At 67.1% G+C, this 21,233-nt stretch carries 22 protein-coding genes; 10 read left to right on the plus strand and 12 right to left on the minus strand.

Annotation, left to right across the window (positions count from 1 at the left end; translation table 11 throughout):
• Nucleotides 1-28: 28 nt before the first annotated feature.
• The gene (locus tag MU521_RS08035) at nt 29-1,339 is read right to left on the minus strand and encodes an MFS transporter (protein WP_092690478.1); all 1,311 of its coding nucleotides are present in this window, start codon (nt 1,337-1,339) and stop codon (nt 29-31) included.
• A gap of 150 nt (nt 1,340-1,489) precedes the next feature.
• Here MU521_RS08035 and MU521_RS08040 point away from each other — a divergent pair, with 150 nt between their 5' ends.
• Entirely contained in the window at nt 1,490-2,239 is a 750-nt protein-coding gene (locus tag MU521_RS08040; RefSeq protein ID WP_175452821.1) for a HEAT repeat domain-containing protein, read from the plus strand.
• On the opposite strand, the gene MU521_RS08045 is transcribed toward MU521_RS08040, so the two are convergent.
• On the minus strand, nt 2,224-3,501 hold the full coding sequence (locus MU521_RS08045; protein ID WP_092690472.1) for an MFS transporter: 1,278 nt from the start codon (nt 3,499-3,501) through the stop codon (nt 2,224-2,226). The genes MU521_RS08040 and MU521_RS08045 overlap by 16 nt on opposite strands.
• A gap of 301 nt (nt 3,502-3,802) precedes the next feature.
• On the minus strand, nt 3,803-4,426 hold the full coding sequence (locus MU521_RS08050) for a hypothetical protein (protein ID WP_092690469.1): 624 nt from the start codon (nt 4,424-4,426) through the stop codon (nt 3,803-3,805).
• Between the two features lie 109 nt (nt 4,427-4,535).
• On the opposite strand from MU521_RS08050, the gene MU521_RS08055 reads away from it, so the two are divergent.
• Complete coding sequence (locus MU521_RS08055) at nt 4,536-5,789, plus strand: MgtC/SapB family protein (RefSeq protein ID WP_092690465.1); 1,254 nt, start codon at nt 4,536-4,538, stop codon at nt 5,787-5,789.
• Between the two features lie 232 nt (nt 5,790-6,021).
• Here the strand turns inward: MU521_RS08055 and MU521_RS08060 are convergent, their stop codons facing one another.
• Entirely contained in the window at nt 6,022-6,885 is an 864-nt protein-coding gene (locus MU521_RS08060; protein ID WP_092690462.1) for a sulfurtransferase, read from the minus strand.
• Nucleotides 6,886-7,149: 264 nt separating this feature from the next.
• Here MU521_RS08060 and MU521_RS08065 point away from each other — a divergent pair, with 264 nt between their 5' ends.
• Entirely contained in the window at nt 7,150-7,959 is an 810-nt protein-coding gene (locus MU521_RS08065) for a sulfurtransferase (RefSeq protein ID WP_092690459.1), read from the plus strand.
• On the opposite strand, the gene MU521_RS08070 is transcribed toward MU521_RS08065, so the two are convergent.
• Both MU521_RS08070 and MU521_RS08075 read right to left on the minus strand, forming a co-directional pair.
• On the minus strand, nt 7,956-8,966 hold the full coding sequence (locus MU521_RS08070) for an AI-2E family transporter (RefSeq protein ID WP_092690456.1): 1,011 nt from the start codon (nt 8,964-8,966) through the stop codon (nt 7,956-7,958). The genes MU521_RS08065 and MU521_RS08070 overlap by 4 nt on opposite strands.
• A gap of 137 nt (nt 8,967-9,103) precedes the next feature.
• Nucleotides 9,104-9,784, minus strand: coding sequence for a class I SAM-dependent methyltransferase (locus MU521_RS08075; protein WP_092690454.1), 681 nt, complete (start codon nt 9,782-9,784; stop codon nt 9,104-9,106).
• Nucleotides 9,785-9,869: 85 nt separating this feature from the next.
• On the opposite strand from MU521_RS08075, the gene MU521_RS08080 reads away from it, so the two are divergent.
• Nucleotides 9,870-10,313, plus strand: a complete 444-nt coding sequence (locus MU521_RS08080; protein ID WP_092690452.1) for a DUF2391 family protein — start codon at nt 9,870-9,872, stop codon at nt 10,311-10,313.
• Between the two features lie 50 nt (nt 10,314-10,363).
• A complete protein-coding gene (locus tag MU521_RS08085) occupies nt 10,364-10,942 on the plus strand; it encodes a DUF7090 family protein (protein ID WP_092690449.1) in 579 nt (192 codons plus the stop codon).
• Nucleotide 10,943: 1 nt separating this feature from the next.
• On the opposite strand, the gene MU521_RS08090 is transcribed toward MU521_RS08085, so the two are convergent.
• From MU521_RS08090 to MU521_RS08100, 3 genes are all read right to left on the minus strand, one after another.
• Nucleotides 10,944-11,141, minus strand: a complete 198-nt coding sequence (locus tag MU521_RS08090) for a hypothetical protein (protein WP_092690446.1) — start codon at nt 11,139-11,141, stop codon at nt 10,944-10,946.
• A 30-nt stretch (nt 11,142-11,171) separates the two neighbouring features.
• Nucleotides 11,172-11,966, minus strand: coding sequence for a DUF7089 family protein (locus MU521_RS08095; protein ID WP_092690443.1), 795 nt, complete (start codon nt 11,964-11,966; stop codon nt 11,172-11,174).
• Nucleotides 11,967-12,096: 130 nt separating this feature from the next.
• Nucleotides 12,097-13,560 (minus strand): MATE family efflux transporter, encoded by a 1,464-nt coding sequence (locus MU521_RS08100; RefSeq protein ID WP_092690441.1) that lies wholly within the window; start codon nt 13,558-13,560, stop codon nt 12,097-12,099.
• Between the two features lie 209 nt (nt 13,561-13,769).
• Between MU521_RS08100 and MU521_RS08105 the strand changes: the two genes are divergently transcribed.
• Nucleotides 13,770-15,473 (plus strand): histidine kinase N-terminal 7TM domain-containing protein, encoded by a 1,704-nt coding sequence (locus tag MU521_RS08105; protein ID WP_092690439.1) that lies wholly within the window; start codon nt 13,770-13,772, stop codon nt 15,471-15,473.
• A gap of 24 nt (nt 15,474-15,497) precedes the next feature.
• Here MU521_RS08105 and MU521_RS08110 read toward each other — a convergent pair whose 3' ends face one another.
• Nucleotides 15,498-16,448 (minus strand): GNAT family N-acetyltransferase, encoded by a 951-nt coding sequence (locus MU521_RS08110; RefSeq protein WP_092690436.1) that lies wholly within the window; start codon nt 16,446-16,448, stop codon nt 15,498-15,500.
• Nucleotides 16,449-16,553: 105 nt separating this feature from the next.
• Nucleotides 16,554-16,799, minus strand: coding sequence for a ferredoxin (locus MU521_RS08115; protein ID WP_092690434.1), 246 nt, complete (start codon nt 16,797-16,799; stop codon nt 16,554-16,556).
• Here MU521_RS08115 and MU521_RS08120 point away from each other — a divergent pair.
• Both MU521_RS08120 and MU521_RS08125 read left to right on the plus strand, forming a co-directional pair.
• Nucleotides 16,798-17,106, plus strand: a complete 309-nt coding sequence (locus MU521_RS08120) for a hypothetical protein (RefSeq protein ID WP_092690431.1) — start codon at nt 16,798-16,800, stop codon at nt 17,104-17,106. The two genes, MU521_RS08115 and MU521_RS08120, sit on opposite strands and share 2 nt — an antisense overlap.
• A gap of 132 nt (nt 17,107-17,238) precedes the next feature.
• Nucleotides 17,239-17,442, plus strand: a complete 204-nt coding sequence (locus tag MU521_RS08125; RefSeq protein ID WP_092690429.1) for a M48 family metalloprotease — start codon at nt 17,239-17,241, stop codon at nt 17,440-17,442.
• On the opposite strand, the gene MU521_RS08130 is transcribed toward MU521_RS08125, so the two are convergent.
• Nucleotides 17,439-18,107, minus strand: coding sequence for a chemotaxis protein CheC (locus MU521_RS08130; protein ID WP_092690426.1), 669 nt, complete (start codon nt 18,105-18,107; stop codon nt 17,439-17,441). The genes MU521_RS08125 and MU521_RS08130 overlap by 4 nt on opposite strands.
• Before the next feature lie 124 nt (nt 18,108-18,231).
• Here MU521_RS08130 and MU521_RS08135 point away from each other — a divergent pair, with 124 nt between their 5' ends.
• Together MU521_RS08135 and cgi121 are read left to right on the plus strand one after the other, a co-directional pair.
• Nucleotides 18,232-20,688 carry an ATP-dependent DNA helicase gene (locus tag MU521_RS08135; protein ID WP_092690423.1) on the plus strand — a complete coding sequence of 819 codons (2,457 nt, stop codon included), beginning with the start codon at nt 18,232-18,234 and terminating at the stop codon, nt 20,686-20,688.
• The gene (gene cgi121 / locus MU521_RS08140; protein WP_092690420.1) at nt 20,688-21,188 is read left to right on the plus strand and encodes a KEOPS complex subunit Cgi121; all 501 of its coding nucleotides are present in this window, start codon (nt 20,688-20,690) and stop codon (nt 21,186-21,188) included. The genes MU521_RS08135 and cgi121 overlap by 1 nt, the downstream gene beginning before the upstream one ends.
• The last annotated feature ends 45 nt before the right edge of the window (nt 21,189-21,233 follow it).

Consider the following 21,233-nt stretch of genomic DNA (forward strand, 5'->3'; position numbering starts at 1 on the left):
CGACTGTGCCTGTGAACCTTGCCCCCGGTCACCCCTCCACGGCCCCGCCCTCGGCTCCCGTCCCCGCCCCGCGGGTCCGGAGGTGGAGGTAGCTCACGCAGAGCAGGGAGACGAGGCCGCCCGCGGCGGCGAGCCCGAACATGACCCGGTAGCCGAGCATGGTGTACACGCGCGCGCCAGCGAGGGTCTCCTCGGTCCAGTAGGCGTCCAGAATCGCGCCCATCACGGTCGGGAAGACGGCGGCCCCGGCGAAGGCGACGGCGTTGACCGCGCCGGTGGCGACCCCCGATGCCCCCGCGCCGTGGCGATTCTTGACGACGGTGTAGCCCAGCGCGTAGGAGCCGGCGAGGAAACTCACCACGAAAAAGAGGAGTCCGACGACCAGAAACGGCGGCCTGCCGACCAGCGAGAGGGTCGCGAACGTCGCGGTGTAGAGGCCCGCACCGACGATCATCAGGCCCGTGCGCCGGCCCAGACCGTCGGAGATGCGGCCAACGACGGGCGGGCCGACGAGCAGGCCGACACTGCCCAGCAGGGTCAGCGTGGAGGCGGTCGTGATCGACACGTCGTACACCTGCGAGACGTAGGGGACGCCCCAGAGGCCGAGGACGGTGATGTTGATGCCAGTCGAGGTAAAGAGGGCGAGGCCGGCTAGCCAGGTCTCGCGCTGGCCGAAGACGGCCCGGACGTTCCGGCCGACCTGGCGGAGCGAGAGCGTCGGCGCGGACGGTACGTTGTCCAGCGACCGGAGGCCGGCGTCCTCGGGGGTGTCCCGAGCCAGCACCCAGACGAGGGTGGCGATCAGCAGGCCGACGATACCGATACCCAGCAGGGTGGTCCGGACGCCGAGCGCGGCGACGGTGACCGCCAGCGGCGTCGTCGCGAGGATGCCACCGAGGCCGGCGACGCCGACGGTGAGGCCGTTCATCGTGGCGAACTCGCCGGGACGGAACCAGTTGGCACAGAACCGCAGGATGGCGATGAAGATAACACTGCCACCGAGACCGATACAGAGGCGCGCGAGGAAGGCGACGGCGTAGGAGTCCGCGAGGCCGAAGGCGAGGCCGCCGAGGCTCATCACGACGGTGCCGGCGGTCGCAGTCCGGCGGATGCCCAGCCGGTCGGCGAGGACGCCCGCGATCACCTGCATCGGCGCGTAGACGTAGAAAAACGCCGAGTGGAGGGTTCCGAGGGCGGTCCCGGTGGTGTCGAACGCTCGCATGAGGTCGGCCGAGAGGACCGCCGTCGAGAGCCGGTGGACGTTCACCAGCAAGAAGGCAGTCGCCAGTGCCGTCCACACGATCCAGCGCCGTCGAACGGGATCGGACCAAACGCCCATCACTGGAGCCACCGACACCAGTTAAAAAAACGTTGTGTCGATTCGGGAAACTGTACTGTGGCCCGAGGCGTCCCGCGGCGGGGGATTCGGCGTAGGTCACTGCCGGAAACGGGGCCAGTCGTTTTTTGAGTGGCTTCCATGCTGGGTGACATGGACGCCGCCCTCCCCGTCCAGGTCGAGGCGATCGAACCGGGAACGGTTCGCCGTCGGCCGAAACGCAGTCGCCACGTCCACCTCCAGGTCGACGACGCGACCATCGCCGTCTACGATCCCCAGACAGTGGTGACACCCGACGCAGTGGGGACCGAACGGGAGGTAGTACTGTCGGCGGAGGTGCCCTCGGTCGAACCCTGTCCCACGGGTGAGGTCGGCATCGTCTCTCGGGCGGACGGCGACGCCGTGACGTTTTACGGTATCGTCGTCGCCTTCGACGAGGCGGGGGCGGAGGCGCTACTCGACGTGGGCGCGGGGACGGTCCGGTTCGACACGAGTTCGGTCGACCAGCGGCTCTACGTCGGCGACTTCCTCGAACTCGCCGACCCGGTCGTCCACGTTACGGGGATGTCGCCGACGGGCCAGTCCTACGAGGCGTACCTGTCCCAGCTCGACAGCGACGACCCGGCGGCGCGACGGGAGGCGGCGACACACCTCGGCCACCGCGGTCGGGAGTGTGCGGTCGACCGGCTGGTCGCCCAGTTCCGCGTGGAGCGCGACCCCAGCGTCCGCCGGGCGGTCGTGACGGCGCTCGGGCGATTAGCGGTGACGGCCCGACGACCCGACGAACGGCCGGATCCGCGAATTCGCTCGACGCTGGAGGTGGCGACGGGCGACCAGGCCAGCGAAGTCAGAGACGCCGCCGACGACTGGCTCGACCGCGTCGCGGACTACTGGTTCTCCTGAGACCGGTAGAGCGCGACCGAGGCGAGCAGGGCGACGACGCCGGCGGCGGCCGCAAGCCCGAACGCGACCCGGTAGCCAAGCGTCGAGTAGACCTGCGCGCCGTTGATCGTCTCACCGGTTTTGTAGGCGTCCAGCACGAGGCCCATCAGCGTCGGGAGCAGTGCCGCGCCGGTAAAGCCGAGGGTGTTGACCGTCCCGGTGGCGACGCCGCTGGCCCCGCTCTCGTGGCGCTCTTTGATGACGGTGTAGCCCAGCGCGTACCCGCCGGCCAGAAAGCCAGCGGCGAAGAAGGCGACGGCAACGACGGGCAGGGGTGGTTTGCCCGTGATCGCGAGCAGGGCGAACGACCCGGCAAAGGCGGCCTGCGCGGTGGCCATCAGCCCCAGCCGGCGGCCCAGTCGGTCCGAGAGCCAGCCGACCAGCGGCGGCCCCAGGAGCAGGCCGGCACTGCCGGCGAGCGTGTACGTCGACGCGCCGGTGACGGAGACGCCGTAGGTCTGGACGACGTAGGGGACGCCCCACAGCCCGAAGACGGTGATGTTGACGCCGGTGCCACAGAACAGGAGGATACCCACGAGCCAGGTCTCTCGTTCGCGGAGGACGCCCGCGGCGTTGGCGGCCACCGCCGAGATCGAGGGGGTCTGTGCAAGCGGGACGCCCTCGATCTCGGCGAGGCCGGCGTCGGCCGGCGAGTCCCGGGCCAACAGGTAGGCCACGGTCGCCAGCACGAACCCGGCGAGTCCGAGTCCGAACAGCGTCGTCCGCCAGTCGGTCGCCGCGACGACGACCGCGAGTGGTGTGGTCGCGAGGACGCCACCGAAGCCAGCGGCCGCGATGGTCAACCCGCTCATACGGGCGAATTCGGTCGGTCGGTACCAGTTCGCACAGAACCGCAGGACAGAGATGAACAGCAGGCTCCCGCCGAGACCGATCAGCGCCCGGGCGAGGAAGGCGACGGCGTAGCTGTCCGCGACAGAGAAGGCGAGCGCGCCGACGCTCATCACGGCCGTTCCGGCGGTGACGGCGCGGCGACTCCCCACCCGATCCGCCACGAACCCTGCGGGGAGTTGCATCGCCGCGTAGATGTAGAAAAACGAGGCGTGCAGGGTGCCAAGCGCCGCACCGGTCGTATCGAAGGCCGTCGCCAACTGCTCGGCCAGCACCGCCGTCGAGAGCCGGTGGACGCTGACCAGCGTGTACGCTGCCGCTAACGCCGCCCAGATGAGCCAGCGCCGCTTCGTCGGGTCCGACCAGATGCGCACACGTCCCGGTCCGACCTGCTGGTTGTTAAGTATTCGTAGTCCAGAGGCAGTCAGCGTTCAGTCTGCGGCGCGGTGGTATAACATTGTTTGGTAGTGTCTGGCAGGGCGGTGTGGCGGTCGGGCAGTCGCCGTGCGGTGGAGCACCAGCATCCGGCGGCCGCAGGCCGCCGGTCACCGTCAGAGCGACGCTCTGACGAGCACCCCCTCGTTCCCTGCGGTCACTCGCGAATCCCGTGTTTTTCGCCCACGTTTTTGCGAGGAGGGTGCGCCAGCGGCGCACCCTCCGAAGTAAAAAGGTGGTTTAGCAGACGGGTTTCGGGTTCACGCCCAAGTCTTCGAGGGTGTCGAAGTAGTCGTCGTAGGCGGCCTGGATGGTGTCGACGGCGGCCTCGTGGGCCAGGTCCTCGTCGGCGTCGGTCGCACACGCGTCGGCGAGGGTGTCGGCGGCGTCGTCGGCGAGCGATTCGACGGCGTCGCGCACGTCGCGGAAAGTGCTGGCGGTCCCCGGGGCAGCCTGCCCGACGAAGAAGCCGACGGCCTGGGAGGTCTTGTTCTCGACAACCAGCGTCCAGCCGAGGACACCGGCGACGCGCTCGGGCGCGGTGTCGAGGGCCTGCATGGATTCGGCGAGCGGGGAGGGCGTGCTGGCCTCGTGGTCGCCGAGTTCGCCGGCGACGGTGCCGTACTGCTCGCCGGCCAGATCGGCGGCGTCGGCGAAGAACTCGGCGGCGGGGCCGTCTGCCGCGTCGGCCCAGTCCTCGAAGGTGGCTGCGGCGTGGTGGAAGGTGTCGGCGACGGCCGCGAGCACTGCGTCTTCCTCCATCTCGCCCTCGGTGTCTGCGTACAGCGACTTCGATGAGCCGAGCCGGGAGAGTTCGGTCTGCTGTGCCTGGCGGACGCTATCAACGAAGTCTGCCGCGTTCATAGTCCTCGATTCGACCGGCGGGCGCTTGTAAGCATCGACAACGGGCCCGGCGTCCGCGCGCGGGTCGTCCAGAAGTTTCACTTCGGCGTCGGGAGTAGACTTGCGAGAGATGGCCCTGCCACCCGTCGAATCGCTGCCGACGCTCGTCTTCCGGCTGGGAATCGCCTTCGGCGTGGGGGCCCTGATCGGCCTGGAGCGCGAGCAAAGCGAGTCGGGCGGGACCTTCGCCGGCAGTCGCACTTTCCCCCTGTTCGCGCTGTACGGGGCGCTGGTCGGCGCGTTCTATCCGGATGCGCTCCCGGTCGCGATCGCCGTCATCGCCGTACCCCTGACCGTCGCTTACGGGGCCAAGGTGTGGGTCGAGGGAGACGTTGGTCTCACCACGCTGACGGCGGCGTTGCTGACGGTCTTGCTTGGCGCGCTGGCGACACACTCCGGACGGGGTGCCGTCGTCACCATCGTCGTCGGCGGAATCGTCACGGCACTGCTCTCGGTGAAGGGGTCCCTCCACCGGTTCGCGGACCGCATCGACGACGACGAACAGCGCGCCGTGGTGAAGTTCGTCCTCGTCGTGTTCGTCGTCCTGCCGGTCCTGCCCGACCGGGAGTTGGACGTCCTGTACGGTCTCAACCCTCGCTTCGTCTGGCTGATGGTCGTGTTCGTCACCGGCCTGAGTTTCGTCGCCTACGTGTTGAGTCGGGTCGTCGGGACCGAGCGCGGCATCGCGCTCACCGGTATTCTCGGCGGGTTCGTCTCCTCGACGGCGACGACGGTCTCGATGGCCGAACAGACCCGGGAGTCGCCCAGCCTCTACCAGCTGTGTGCGTTCTCGACGGTCGTCGCCGCGGTCGTGATGTTCCCGCGCGCGCTCGTCGAGGTCGCGGTCGTCAACCCCACGCTCCTGCCGTACGTCGCTATCCCGCTGGGAGCGATGACCGCCGTCGGTGCGGTCGTCGCCGTCGTCGTCTACTGGCGCTCGGCCGTCGACACGACCGTCGACGCCGAGATCGAGAACCCGTTCCAGTTGCGGACTGCGCTCTTTTTCGGCGCACTGTTCGGTGCCGTCTTGCTCCTCTCTGACTACGCGAACGCCTGGCTCGGCGCGTCGGGCATCTACGCGACGGCGTTCGTCTCCGGACTGGCAGACGTGGACGCGATGACGCTCACGCTGAGCAAACTCGCCGCCGAGGGGGCGGTCGGACCCGGGGTCGCCACGACGGGCATCGTCATCGCCGCCTCCGCGAACACGCTCGTCAAAGCCGGCCTGGCGTGGGTCATCGGGACGCGACAGCTCGGCAAACTCGTCACCGCCGTCCTCGGCGTCGTCGCCGCCGTCGGCCTCGGGATCGCCGTGCTCCTGTGAAACCGGCCAAAAAAACGGAACTGTCCCGCCTCGCGGGTCGCATCCGCTCCCCGCTCGGCCGTATCGGGACTCTCGGTTCGGTCGAGTCTCGCGTCACTCGGCCTCGCCCTGCTTCACGGCTCGCTTTGCTCGCCGTTCCGCTTCGAGGCCGAGTTCCCTCTGCTCACTCGGCCTCGCCTTTCTCCGCGGGTCGCATCCGCTTCCCGCTCCGCTCCGAGGCCTCGTTCCTGCGTCACTCGGCCTCGCCCGTTTCGATGGGCGCGCCGACCAGATTGCCCCACTCGGTCCAGGACCCGTCGTAGTTGATGGTGTCCTCGTAACCGAGCAGTTCGTGGAGCGCGAACCACGCGACCGAGGAGCGCTCGCCGATGCGGCAGTAGGCGACGGTCGTCCCCTCGCCGTCGATGCCTTCCTCGGCGTAGAGTTCCTCGATCTCGTCGGCGTCCTTGAAGGTGCCGTCGTCGTTGGTGACGGCGGCCCAGGAGATGTTCTGGGCACCGGGGATGTGGCCGCCACGCTGGGCGGTCTCCTGCAGGCCCGGGGGCGCGAGGATCTCGCCGGAGAACTCCTCGGGCGAGCGAACGTCCACGAGGGGCACGCCGCGGTCGATGGCGTTCTCCACGTCCTCGCGGTAGGCACGGATGGACTCGCGCGGGCCGGAGGCGTCGTACTCCTGCGCGGAGAAGTCCGGCTCCTCGTCGGTGAGCGGGTAGTCGTTCTCGACCCAGTAGTCGCGGCCACCGTCCATCAGGCGCACGTCGTCGTGGCCGTAGTATTTGAACTGCCAGTAGGTGTAGGCGGCGAACCAGTTGGAGTTGTCACCGTAGAGGACGACCGTCGAGTCCTCTGTGATCCCGTGACTGCCCAGCAGGTCCTCGAAGTCCTCCTTCGAGAGGATGTCGCGGGTCTGCTGGTCCTGCAGATCCGTCTCCCAGTTGAAGCCGATGGCACCGGGCGCGTGGCCCTCGTCCTCGTACAGTTCCGTGTCCACGTCGACCTCCGCGAGCCGATACTCGGGATCGTCGCTCTGGAACTCCTCGAGATGGTCCTCGACCCAGTCCGCAGAGACGAGAACGTCTTTGGCGTAATCGCTCATATGCATCTTCCCGTACACCCACGACTCATATAGTACTGCACCTCACGGCACATTCGGCCCCTCCTCCCCCCTCCCGGCAGTATTTACCTCTTCGCCCCTGCAGACCGTGACTAGTGGTCACACATCACGAGACGCGCAGCGGAGCCAACAGCCCACCGTCCACGTCGGCGGCTGGCCGGTGTGTGAGAGTTGCGGCCAGTGTTGCCTCTATCTGAGAGAGAGCGAGAGAGAAGGCTTGAAACGGCCGCTCGCGTATCTGTGGGTATGAGCGAGGTTGTGGTTCCAGCGGCGTGGGTGGCCGACCGACGCGACGAGGTCGTTCTCGTCGACGTGAGAGACGCCTGGGAGTTCGACGGCATCGGCCACCTCCCGGGTGCCGTGAACGTGCCCTTCGACTCGTTCCGGGCAGGCGAACACGCCGCGGCGGACGAGGGTGGTGAGACCGGGATGCTCCCCGGCGGCGAGGTCTTCGCCGATCTCATGGGCGAGGCCGGGATCGGCCGGGAAGACCGCATCGTCGCCTACGACGACCACCACGGCGTCTTCGCCGCGCGCCTGCTCGTGACCGCCGAACTGTACGGCCACGACCCCGCGACGCTCCACCTGCTCGACGGGGACTTCTCGGCCTGGCAGCGCGAGCGCGAGACCGCGAGCGAGACCACCGACGTGGAACCGGCGACCTACGAGGTGGCAGACCCGGCCGAGATCGAGACGCCGCTGGTCGACGCCGACACGGTGGCCGCGGCCGCCGACGATCCCGACGCCGTCCTCGTCGACACCCGCGAGGAGTGGGAGTACGAGGAGGGTCACATCCCCGGTGCGGTCCGACTGGACTGGCGGGAACTCGTCGACGACGACACGCGCGGCCTGAAACCGCGCGGAGAGATGGAGGAGATCCTCGAATCCCGCGGTGTCACGCCCGAGAAGCGGGTCGTCCTCTACTGTAACACTGCCCGGCGGATTAGCCACACCTACACCGTCCTCCGCCACCTCGGCTACTCGAACCTGCAGTTCTACGAGGGGAGCCTCACGGAGTGGGAGGCGGAAGGGCGGCCACTGGAGACCGGGTCCTAATCGTCCGGCGGAGCGGGTTCGACGCCCATCTCCGTCGAGAGTTGCTGGCCAGCTTCCAGCAGGACGGCGACGGCCAGCGGCCCGGCGATGAAGCCGACGACCCCGATGGTGAGGACGCCGCCGACGAATCCGACGAAGTAGAGGCTCCCGGGCATCCCCGCGGTGTACGACGCCAGCCGCGGGCGAATCAGGGCGTCCGGGAGGAACCCGATCAGCACCAGTCCGAACCCGACGACCAGTACCGCGCCGCTGGGGTTGCCCAGCGTCACCTGATAGATTCCCAGCAGGATCACCAGCACGCTCGGGCCGATGATCGGGACGAACTGGAGGAGGCCGGCCAGCACGGCGAGGACGAGGACCGAGTCGTAGCCCAGCGCCGCAAAGACGCCGTAGGCGATACAGAAGGTGCCAAAGGCCGTCGCAGCCTGCAGGACGTAGATCGCGTACAGCGTGTCCCGCACCCGGCGGTGAAAGCCCTCCACGATGTCGTGATAGACGGAGGGAACGAGTTCGAACGTCGTCGCCCTGATCTCGTGGGGCCGCCACAGCAGGGCGTACACGAGCAGGACGAACAGCGTCGCCTTCAGCGCGATGACCGGGGCGGCCGCGGCCAGATCGACCGCCACGTCCGTCAGCACCGACTGGGCCCGCGTGCGCACGACGCTCACGTCGACCGCGAACTCGAAGCCGAAGGCCGAGACGGGGATCTCCGCCGGGAGTTCACGGACGAACGAGACGAACGTCAGCCGACGAGCGTACAGCGCGCCGATGATCGGTAGCGCCGCGATCACGACCGCGAGAAAGCCCACCAGCGTCGCCACACCGGCCGACACCCGCCGCCCCCACCCCCGGTGACGGATCATCTGGCGGACGGGATAGAGGACGTACGCCACCGTCACCGCGAAAAATACCGTCGCGAGTACCTGCGACAGGACCAGCGTGGCCAGGATCGCCAGCACGACGAACGCCCCCAGCAACACGCGACGCCGACGCCGATCTACCGCCATGACACCCACTTCCGGCCGGCCCGACTAAACCTTTCGTGGCCGAACATATCATCTGTCCAAAATTGCGTCACGGCAAGCGGTATCACACTGCAATAGTCGGTACTTGCAGGTGAAACAGAGGGGGTTCGGTTGGCGGGTCAGGGAGCGACCCCGACCGTCAGGAGCGTGCCGTAGGTGCGGTAGCGCTCGACCATGGCATCCCGTGACTCCCAGTCTTCGGTTGGAAATTCGTCGGCCGGCGGGATGGTGATCTCCCGGTCCGGGATGCGGTCCTGGCCGGCGACGTGCAGGCCCGCCTCGCGGAACGCCTGTCGGTACTCGCGTTCGGACCAGCGAGTCATCCCGACGTCGACCTTCTCGGGCCAGTGATGGGAGTGGACGTTCTCCTCGTAGAAGTTCACGGCGCAGTAGAACGTGCCGCCAGGTCGGAGGACGCGGGCCAGTTCCGCCAGTGCGGCGTGGGGGTCGCTCGCGTAGTAGAACGATTCCATGGAGAAACAGTGGTCGATGGCGTCGTCGGCGAAGGGGAGGTGCTCGAAGTCGCCGACGAGGTACGAGACCTGTGGATCGTCGGTGTACGAGCGGGCGTTGCGCGCCATCTCGGGCGAGGCGTCGAGGCCGTAGACCCGGCCGGCGTCGGCGGTGTCCCGGAGCGCGCGGCCGGCGTAGCCGCTCCCACAGCCCAGGTCGAGGACGGTGTCGCCGGGTTCGACTGGGGCCCGGGCGAGCGCGTGTTTCGCAGTGTGCCAGTGGCGCTCCGCCATGCCCCTGTCGCGGCCCTCGCTGGCCCACCGGTCGAACTCCTCGCGAACGCTCATTGTCGAGCGAAGCGGCGGCGCGGGCATAACGGATTCGGTCCCGGCGACCCGAGACGCTTTTCGGGCTGGGCGTCCCCCTCGGGGTATGGGACGCCGACGCCGCCGGTACCGGGTCGCCGACACCGCCCAGCAGCTGGTCGGGGGGTTCCTGCTGGCCGGCCCGTTCGTCGTGACCGAGGAGGTGTGGGTGCTGGCCTCGCAGATGTCGTGGGTCCACACGCTGGCCGTCGTGACCATCGTCTTCGGCATCGGCTACGGCGCACTGTACAAGGCCGACGACGACCGGGACCCCGACCAGGAGGCCGAAGTCGCCGGGATTCCCGTCCGGTTCGTCTCGCTGATGGGCGTGGCCTACGGCTCGGTCGCGGTGCTGGCCGTCGCGCTGACCGCACCTACCACGTTCCTCGTCGAGGGCGGAATTCTGTCCGCGCCGACACAGTTCAGCGTCGTGCTGACGACGATCAGAGCCGTCGCCGTCGGCGCGATCTTCAGCGTCGTCGGTGCGGCCACCGCCGACAGCGTGTTCTGACCCGCTTCCAGACCCGCAAATTTAACGCCGGCCCTCTCCGTGTTGCCCGCATGGACTACGAACTCGCCGTCGAGAACACGCCGGACACCATCTCCGGGGGGACGGGCGTACTCCTCTTGCACCCGAGCACCGGCGAAACCGACCGGATCGACACCGACTTCCTCGCGACCGACACCGACCACATGCTCATCATCTCGACCCGCACCACCGCCCGCGAAGTCGAGCAAAAGCTGGAGTACTACGAGGTCGACGAGGACCGCGCCACGATCCTCGACACTCTCTCCATCGAACGGGGCTACACCCGCCGGCGCTCCGAGAACGTTCACTACGTCTCCTCGCCGGACGACCTCGACGGCATCCTCGAGGACGCCCGCGAGTGGATCGAGTCCCACGACGGCAAACTCCGCATCACCGTCGACTCCATCACCGAGATGGCCTACTACGCCGACGACGAGCGTACCCGCGAGGCCATCGAGGACCTGCTCGACCTGCTCGCCGAACACGACGCCGTCGGTCTCTTTCACCTCTCGCCGGAGGTCCACGACGAGGCCATCGTTTCCGGCTACCGCGACCTGTTCGACGGCGTGGTCGAACTCTCCGCGGACGGTACCGTCACGAGCGAGTTCTAAGTCAGGGGTCGGACTCGTCGGTTTCGCGCTGTTCGGCCAGCTGTTCGACCGCCTCGGCCGTCCGGCGCGTGTTGGACCGGATGTCGAACAGCAGGGCGACCACCACGGCGAGGACGAGCAGGAACACCAGCCCGAGCGTAAACGTCAGGCTCGGTGTGGGCTCGAACGGACCCGTTAGGGCAGGGACAGCGGCGACCATATCGGCTCGTGCCGCGCCAGCTGAAAAAGGTTAGCGATCCAACTTTTCGAACGTTTTCCGCGCCCACTCGACGGCGTACTCGGGACCCGTCTGTGCGTAGGCGCTCGAATCCAGCGCGGCGAACGGCGTCGGAATCTCGACCCGCCCGTCTTCGGCGTGTTTGATCGCGCTACAGGCCAGTTCCGCCGCGGCCGGGAACTCGGTCTGGCCGCGCGCGACCTCCGTCGAGAGGTCGCCCAGTCGCGGTTCGAGGCGCTCGCCAGCGTCGACCCACGCGTCGAACAGGTCGGAATGGCTCCCCTCCCAGTCGGCGAAAGTTTCGCGGGTGTGCAAGCCGCAGTACGCGACGTAGAGAGCGGCGGCCAGCTGGTAGACGCCCGCCGGGTCCAGCGGCGTGGCCGCCGCGAGGTCGCGGTAGCGCTCCCCGAAAAAGCCGAGGAAGGACTCGGGCAGGTCGCAGCCGACCTCCACGAGTGCCTCGGCGAGCAGGAAGTCCACGAAGGGGTCGGGCGAGGTGGACAGTCGAGGTTTGACGAACACCACTGGCGGGTCGGTCTGGCGGGTCCAGGTGACGCCGCCGTCGCCGGGCAGGCCGACGGTGAAGTCACTGCCGGCGTACTGGGCGAGCGGGTCCGGCACGTCGGCTGGGAGCCACTCGTCGGGGATGGAGACGGGGTCGAGGCCGTCGACCAGCAGGCCGAGTTCCTCGGCGACGGCCGGGTCGAGCGTCTCGAAGTCCCGTTCGGTATTCAATACGAGCGTGTCCGGGGCGTGGGCCTCGCGGCAGTCCGCGAGGTCTCCCGAGAGCGAACGCGTCTCGAACATCTACGCCAGCGCGGCGCCGAGGATCTGTGCGGCGGCGAGCACGGCCGTGAAGCCGAGTGTCAACAGGACGATCTTGGTTGCCTGGCTCATAACCCGTGAGTTCCGCCAGCAGCGGTTTAAATCCGACGTATTAGTCGTCCATCGTTCCAACCCCGGCACTCCGGGCGACCCCCTGCCACTTCCCCGTCCAGAAGCGCGCGGTGTTGACCGCCGCCTTCACGTAGAAGTCCGCGATCAGCGCGACGAAGATCGCGGGCAGGCCCCAGCCCAGCCCCGGCGCGACGGAGAACCCGGCGACCGAGACCGCGTAGCCCGCGGGCAACGCCAGCGCCGCGATGGGCAACCGGACGAGATACGAGCCCGCAAACGTACCGTAGAGCGGCCAGCGTGTGTCGCCCGCACCTCGCAGACTCCCCCGCATCGTCCGCGAGATGGAGAAGCCGGCGACGATCACGCCGAAGACGCGGATGAACTGCACCGCCAGATCGGGGTAGGCGGTGCCGAAGGCCAGCGCGATGGGGCGGGCGAGGGCAACCAGCACCGCGCCGAACAGCAGCTGTGTCACCAGCGCGATGCGCATGGTCTGCCAGCCGTAGGCGGTCGCGTCGGCGTCCTCGCCCGCGCCGACGGACTGCCCGACGAGCGTGCTGGCGGCCGTCGCGTACCCCCACGCAGGCATCAGCGCCAGCAACATCACCCGGCGGCCGATGGCGTAGGCCGCGACGACCGGCGTGCCCAGCACGCCCAGCACGAACAGGAACGGGAATCGACCGAACGTCTGGAGCAGGCGCATGCCGGCCAGTGGCAGACCGACGCGGACGATCTCCCGACACAGCGAGAGATCGATCTGCGGACCCCGGAGGGGCAACCGGACGGCGTACCGCCCGGAGGCCAGCAGGCCGAGAAAGACCACCGCTGCGAGCGTGTTGGCTGCGGCCATTCCCCAGGCCGCCCCTGCGATTCCGAGGTCGGGGAACGGACCCCACCCGAAGATGAGGACGGCGTTGAGGACCACGTTCGTCGGCAAGGTCAACAGGCGGACGTACATCGGCGTCCGCGTGTCGGCGCTGCCCGCCAGCGCCCGCGCGGCGATCATGCTCCAGAACCGGAAGGCGAGCGAGAGCATCACGATCCGCAGGTAGACCGCGCCGAGTTCGATGGTCCGGGGATCGTCGGTCAGCACGTCCAGCATCGGCCCGGCGAAGACCCACGTCAGGACCGTCAGCGGGATCGAGATCGCCAGCGAGAGCCACAGCGACTGCTTGACCGCCAGATCGGCCCGCCCGGACTCGCCGCTGCCCTGTAACCGGGAGACGACGCTGATCGTCCCCGAAGAGAGCGCCAGCGACAGGCCGAATCCGATGAAGTAGTACTGGAACCCCAGTTCGAGCGCGGCGATAGCCGTGTCGCCGATGGCGATGCCGACCATCAGGAAGTCCGCGATCCGCAGGAGGATGCGGAACCCACCGGTGACCATGACGGGGACGGCCAGATCGAACGCCTCGGTCCCCTTCTCGCGGTCGACCAGTCCGAGCCGAGCCAGGAGCGCGGGGAACCGCAACAACGCGGCGCGCACGGCGTCTTGGAGACCCATCTACACGCATCTTGGGCCGGAGCTCCCTGTGGGTTTCGACCCTGCGCGCCGGGACAGTCGCCCGTTTCGCACCCGGTTCGACGGCGAGCGACCGATCGACAAACACGAGTTCCGTCTATCGGCTCGTCCGTCGAGAAAAATTTCATCTGAACGAATTATTACTTCAAACAGTACCAATCCTGATATAGGATGTTCACAAAGGGTAGTGTATGTTCCCGGGGCCGGAACTCTACGGGGCGCTAATGATGTTAGCAGGCCTCCCAGCGATCTATTTGATCAGGCTGTTTTGGGATCACCGGGGCAGACCCAGTGGACGTTGGTTCGTCGTCACGTTCACTGGGATGGGCGGCTGGGCAGTTTTTTGGGGCCTGATGCTGCTTTTCGACAGTTATTCGCTGTCGACGGCGAGCTTTAACCTGGTACTACTGTTCGTGAATATTTCGGTCATCGGGTGGTTTTTTATCGCTGTCGAGTACGTCTGGCAGAAGCGGGTCACGGCACGCACGGTTTTGCCCTTCCTGATCATCCCGTCAGCCATCCAAATTCTCGCGTGGACGAACCCGATACACATGTTGATGTGGGGACCCGAGACACAGGTCACGCCGAGCGGGATCTTCAACCCCGACTACGAGATCGGCTTTTATATCCACGCAGCTCACGCTTACCTGTTGGCGATAGCGAGCATCGTCCTCTTGTCGGCAGTGTACGTCGAGCGCGAGAAGCTGTACCGGAAACAGACACTCCTCCTGTTGCTGGGTGGGCTCATCCCGATCGCCACGTCGATCGTGTTCTTCTTCCGGACCGTTCCGAGGTACTATCTCAATCCGACACCGCTCGGGTTCCTCGTCGGAACTACCATTTGGGGATGGGGACTCTTCCGGTATCGCCTCCTCGAAGCGATGCCGATTGCGCGACGTACCGTGCTGAACGAGATGGATGAAGGGATCCTCATCGTCGACGATCAGAAGATCGTTACCGACTCGAACCCCGCGTTACGGCAGATCCTCGGTGTTGCGCGAGATCCGGTCGGCGATCGACTTCGAGACGTGTTGGCGGAATACCCGTCGCTGTTCTCACAGCTCGAAGGGGAGTACGTACACGACGAAACGGTTACAGTCACCGTGCAGGGGGAAGACCGCCACCTGACGGTGAACAAGTTCCCGGTATTTCAGGACGACAGTTCACCGGGCGACGTGATCGTATTCAACGACCAAACGGAGTTGCTCCAGTACGAGGAAGAATTGGAGCTATTGAAAGAAGTATTTTCACGGGTACTCCGACACGATATACGGAACAAACTCAACGTCATTCGGGCGCACGGAGAACTACTGTCGAACTGCGTGGACCCCAAATACAGAAATCATACCGAGACGATCGTGCAGACATCCGACTCGATCATCGATACAGCCGAGAAAGCCCGGGTAATCGGCTCGCTGGTCGAAACGGACAGGGAGAGCTACGAGATCGACCTCGTACAGGAGGTTGAGGCCACAGCAGACTGGGCACGACAGTCGTTCCCAGATGCGGAGATCGAGCTCGATACGGCTCCCCAGGCGTGGGTTCTCGCAGACGAAGCTATCTCGCTCGCAATTAAAAGCCTAATCGAGAACGCCATCGTTCACAGCGAGAAATCAACTCCCAGGGTCCGCGTCAGTGTCAGTTGCCACGACGACGTGCGCCTAGAGATCACGGACAACGGGCCAGGACTGACCGACCAGGAGAGACAGATATTCGACGGTCGTCCGATCGATCAACTGAACCACAGCACCGGGCTCGGGCTCTGGCTCGTGAAGTGGGTCTGTCTGAATTCGGATGCGGACATCACCGTCGACAGTGCCACGTCGGGAACACGCGTCACTATCCGACTCGATAGGGTTCGGAGCCGACCCAGAACGATGTCGAGAGGCGCGTGACTCCCGTCGTGTTCCTTGACTTCATCACTCGAATCCCCACCCGTACAGCCTGACGGAACACTCACAGGTCTGGTCGAACCCACATTCGGGACACTTGGTTTCGGATGTCGGTATGCCGTTCTCGAACTCCGCTAAACAGGTCGCCCCATACTGGTCGACGAGGTGCATGTTCGCGTTGTTCTCGCGAACCCACAGCATCGATACGACGGGTGGGTTCTCCGCCAGATATGCCATCCCATGCGTAGCGAGGGCACTGCCGATACCGTTGCTATGGTATTCGGGATGGACGACGACCAGTTTGAACATTCCAATCGGGAAGTGGCTGTCCCGGATCCGAGTACGCTCGCGGACGTCCGCCGAGGAGACAGGGGCGACCGAATCGAACTCCGCTGCCGTGTACTGACCGGTGAGTGCCACTCCGAGGATTTCGTGATCCCGGTCAAGATACGTTCGTGTGTCGACCTCGCGGACCCCCTGATCCTTGACGTACACGTAGAGGTGTTTCTCTGCCGGTTCGACGTACCCCTCAACGAGTTCTGTGATGCCGTCTATGTACTCCGGACTCAGGACGACGTCCGTGATACCCTCTATTTGCGCACCGACGGAGTCGCCACGTTCGTACTGCTCGATCCGGTCGGCCAGCCGTCTGAGCGCGTCCGGCCGGTCGCCGGCGCGCGTGACGAGGCCGGTCTTGCTGTCCTGTGCCCGATAGGAGTTCGCCTCGTGGGTCAGTTGGACCGTCGCCGTCTCCGTCCGCCACTGGACGGTCCCGTCGGGGTCCGGGAGCCGTGCCACCTCGCCCTCGTCGGCCAGCTCCGAGAGTACCTCGTCGATCTCTTCGGGTGTCGCGGCGAGCGGCGTGCTGATTTCCGCCGCCGTGACCGGCCCCGTCGCCGTCGAGAGGACCCCCAGTACCGCGTCGCGCAGTCGAACGTCTCGTTCCACCTCGCCCACGTGCCGATGTCTCGAAGACATCGGTTCGCTGTTCAACGTGGAAAATTAAAAGCTTCGTGGTATGTAACAACCTGGCACGAACCGTCGGGCGGGGCGCGGTCGCGTGGCGGTCGGGCACGGCCTGCCTCAGGGAATGATCTGTTCGCCGTCGTCGTCGTAGACCGTGATGGCGTCGACGGGACAGGACCGGGCGGCGAACTTCGCGTCCAGTTCGGCGTCGTCGGGAATCTCGCGGGCGAACAGGTCCTCGTCGACTTCCTCGCCGTCGACGAGGATGGCCTTGCCGGCGTCGTTGTCCTCCTCGAACCCGTCCCACTCGGCGGTACACTGGAACATCCCGATACAGGTGTCGCGGTCGAATTCGACGCGCATGGCCAAGCGTTCGGCCGACGCGGGCTTGAGTGTGACGACGGCGAGAATAGAGCGCCACCAGAATCGGCTGGCGACGATCCCGCACCACAAGACGGTACTCCGCCAACACGAATCGATGTGTATGTTCGATTCCACGGGCGGATTGCCGCTGGTCAGCTGGCTCGGTATCCTGCTCATCTGGGTCGTGACCCACGCGGTGTTCGAGGTCGTCGCACCGCAGGGATTTACCACGATGGCGCTCACGGGCCTCGCTGGCGGCACTTCGCTCGGCCTCTCGCTTGCGTTTCTGCAACAACGACAGTCCTGACGGCGCACGGGGACGCAGCAGCCAACGTTTTTTATTGACAGGAACGCAGTCCGCGTCGATGTCCTCCCCTCGGTCACGGTCGTCGCCCACTGCTGGCTGGCGGCCGCGGGTGCGGTCGGCGCGTTCGCCGTCGTGCGGCGCACCGAGTACGCGGCCGACGCCTACGCTGCCGGGCAGGGGCTCGGCCCGGCGCTGGCGTCGGCGCTGGAGGAGTTGGCCGTCCAGCGAGTGCTGCTGACGACGCCCGGTCCCTTCGCGGCGCACCCGCCCCTCCACGTGCGAGTCGCGCGGCTGGCGGACGAGACGGCGCGGGAACGGCCGACGACGACAGCCTAGACGAGTTCGGAGAAGTCGGAGGGCGCGGTCGCGGCGTCGTCGATCGAGTCGACGTCGATGTCGTGGATCAGGTCGACGAGCGGTTCCAGTTCGGGGAAGGTGTAGCAGGTCAGCGAGAAGTCCACGTCGGCGGCGGTGATCTCCGAGTCGATGACGAACACGATGTCGGTGTCGGGCCAGTCGGCGATCTCGTCGAGCATCGTCTCGCTGTCGCCGTAGGCGAAGTGGGGCGGCGAGTGGGCGATGGTCGTGCCCAGCACGTTCGCCCAGCCGTCGATGAACGCGGAGGTCATGATGTTGCCGACCTCCTGGATCGCCGACTTCTGCATGTCCGAGAAGCCGCTGCCGTCGGCTTCGGCCTCGGCTCCCTGCCCGAGCATGGCGTTTGTCAGCCGCTTCGACTCACCGCGGGAGACCAGAAAGAGCAGGTAGCCGTGAGGTGGGTCTTCGAGTTCGGTGTAGATGCCGACGTGTGAATCGGTCTCGGACTCGGTGCGCAGGTGGGTGCCCACGTCGCCGAAGTCGAGGAAGTTCAACTTCGAGACCGACGCGGTGGTCTCGAGACCGCTCATCTGCTGGAGGTGGTCGGCGACGGTTTCGGCCCCTTCTTTGGCCAGCCCGTTGAACAGGTGGAGCTTCCGCACGTCGACCTTCAGGGAATCCATAGGGAAACCTACGCGTCCACGGGCATGAAACCACGGGGCAGGTAAGCACTCGATACGGGCGAACGCCCAGTTCCCGTCGACCGAGGACGACAATTTAAACCCGGTGACGCGCAACGGACGGGTAATGGACGTTTCGGCGATTCCGGGGGTCCCCGACTGGCTGTCAGGACACCTGCAGGACGAGGGCATCGAGGCGCTGTACCCGCCCCAGGCCGAGGCCGTCGAGGCGGGCGTCACCGAGGGCGCGAACCTCGTCGCCAGCGTACCGACCGCTAGCGGGAAGACGCTGGTCGCCGAGCTGGCGATGCTGTCGGCGGTCGCAGGCGAGGAGAGCGGTCCCGGGAGTGACGCGAGTGGGGCCTCGTCGGGCCCACTGTCCGACGGCGGCAAAGCGCTCTACATCGTTCCCCTCCGGGCGCTGGCCAGCGAGAAGGCCGAGGAGTTCGAGCAGTTCGAGCGGTACGGCGTCGAGGTGGGCGTCTCGACGGGTAACTACGATTCCGACGGCGGCTGGCTCGCCGACAAGGACGTCATCGTCGCGACAAGCGAGAAGGTCGACTCGCTGGTGCGCAACGACGCCGCCTGGATCGAAGACCTGTCCTGTGTCGTCGCCGACGAGGTCCACCTCGTGGACGACGGCCAGCGCGGGCCCACCCTGGAGGTCACCCTCGCGAAACTCCGGCAGTTGAACGCCGGCCTCCAGACCGTCGCGCTGTCGGCGACCATCGGCAACGCCGACGAACTGGCCGACTGGCTCGACGCCGAACTGGTCGACTCGAACTGGCGACCCATCGAACTCCAGAAGGGCGTCCACTACGGGCAGGCGCTCCACCTCGAAGACGGCAGCCAGCAACGCCTCGAAGTCCGCAACGGCGAGAGCGAGACGGCCGCCATCGTCCGGGACACGCTGGCCGACGACGGGTCGACGCTGGTGTTCGTCAACTCCCGCCGGAACGCCGAGGCCGCGGCCCGCCGACTCGCCTCGACGACGCGAGAGTTCCTCGATGCCGACGAGCGCGAGGCGCTCGCCGAGATCGCCGCCGAGATCCGGGACGTGAGCGACACCGAAACGAGCGACGACCTGGCCGACGCCGTCGAGGGGGGCGCGGCGTTTCACCACGCCGGGCTCGCCAGCGACCACCGCTCGCTGATCGAGGACGCCTTTCGCGACCGTCTGTTGAAGGTCGTCTGTGCGACGCCGACGCTGGCGGCGGGGGTCAACACGCCCTCCCGGCGGGTCGTCGTCCGGGACTGGCGGCGCTACGACGGGTCGACCGGCGGGATGGCCCCGCTCTCGGTGCTCGAGGTCCACCAGATGATGGGGCGGGCCGGACGACCCGGCCTCGACCCCTACGGTGAGGCCGTCCTGCTGGCCAACAGCCACGACGAACTGGACGAACTGTTCGAGCGGTACGTCTGGGCCGATCCCGAGCCGGTGCAGTCGAAACTCGCCGCCGAACCCGCGCTCCGGACCCACCTGCTCGCGACTGTGGCCTCCGGCTTCGCCAGTTCCCGCGAGGGACTGCTGGAGTTTCTCGAACGGACGCTCCACGCCACACAGAACGCCGACCGGAACGAACTGGAACGGGTCACCGACCGGATGCTCGACTATCTGGAGGTGAACGACTTTCTTACCAGAGACGGCGACCAGTTACAGGCCACCGGCCTCGGTCACACGGTCTCGCGGCTCTATCTCGACCCGATGAGCGCCGCCGAGATCATCGACGGCCTGCGCGACTGGGAGCGGGCGGGCGGGACGAGCGCCGGGAGGGAGCGGGCCGAGACGGCGGGCGACGAGGCCGAAGCCGAGGAACCCGCGGGCTTCACCCGGGCGAGCGAACTCGCGGCCGACCACGGCGACGACGACGGCCCCCGGGAGCCGCCGTCGGCGCTCGGTCTCTACCATCTCGTCGCGCGCACGCCGGACATGTACGAACTGTACCTCCGGAGCGGCGACGAGGAGGAGTTCACGCAACTGGCCTACGAGCGCGAGACGGAGTTTCTGGGCCCGATGCCCAGCGAGTACGAGGACGACCGCTTCGAGGACTGGCTGTCGGCGCTGAAGACCGCCCGCCTGCTCGAAGACTGGGCCAGCGAGATCGACGAGAACGAGATCACCGACCGCTACGGCGTCGGCCCGGGGGACATCCGCGGGAAGGTCGAGACCACCCAGTGGTTGCTGGGGGCCGCGGAGTCGCTGGCGGGCGAACTCGGCATGGACTGCGTGCCGGCGATCCGGGAAGCGCGCACCCGGGTCGAACACGGCGTGAAGAGCGAACTCGTCGATCTGGCGAGCGTGCGCGGGGTCGGGCGGAAACGCGCACGGCGGCTCTACGAGGCCGGCATCCGGACCCGGGCAGACCTGCGGGAGGCCGAGAAAGCGGTCGTCCTCGGGGCACTCCGGGGCCGGGAGAAGACCGCGGAGAACGTCCTGGAGAACGCCGGCCGCGAAGATCCATCGATGGCGGAGGTCGAACCGGCAGACATCGACGGCATCGAGACGACCACCACGGGCGGCGGTGACGGCGGGAGTGGGACGGCCGACGACCCCGAAGATCAGTCCAGCCTGGGTGATTTCTGATGGAGGTGATCGAGGGCACGGCGACGGTCGAGGATGTCGACGCGTTCGTCGCAACACTGGGCGAGATCGGCGACGAACACGGCTGTGCGGTCCAGGCGTTCGACGCCCGGTACGTCGTCGGCCGCGACCACCTCGAACGCGCGGTCGCGTGTGCCGACCGGGCCCGGGCACAGGGGGAGGCCATCGCCGACGACCACGCCGTCGAGATCCTGCTGTACGCGGCGGGCCGACGACAGATCTCGCAGGCACTCGAAATGGGGGTCGCCGAGGGGGAGTGCCCGGTCGCGGTCCTCGTCCACGGTGTGACCGAGAGCGCGAACGAGGGGGAGGCGGCCGCGGCGGTGACGGACCTGCTGGAACCGGCCGAAACCCTCAGTGCGTACGATGAGGAGCGCGTTCGGGACTTCTTCGGCGTGTCCGACCGGGAACTCGCGGCCACCGACGCCGGCCTGGCGGCGCTGGTCGGCGAGCGCGTGGCGCTGCTGTCCGTCGAAAAGTAACCTGTCTGTCCGGAAGGTTGAAACGACCGGACTCGCTCGATCCGT

Origin of the sequence: Halorientalis regularis, from assembly GCF_023698535.1 — an archaeon.
GTDB lineage: Archaea > Halobacteriota > Halobacteria > Halobacteriales > Haloarculaceae > Halorientalis > Halorientalis regularis.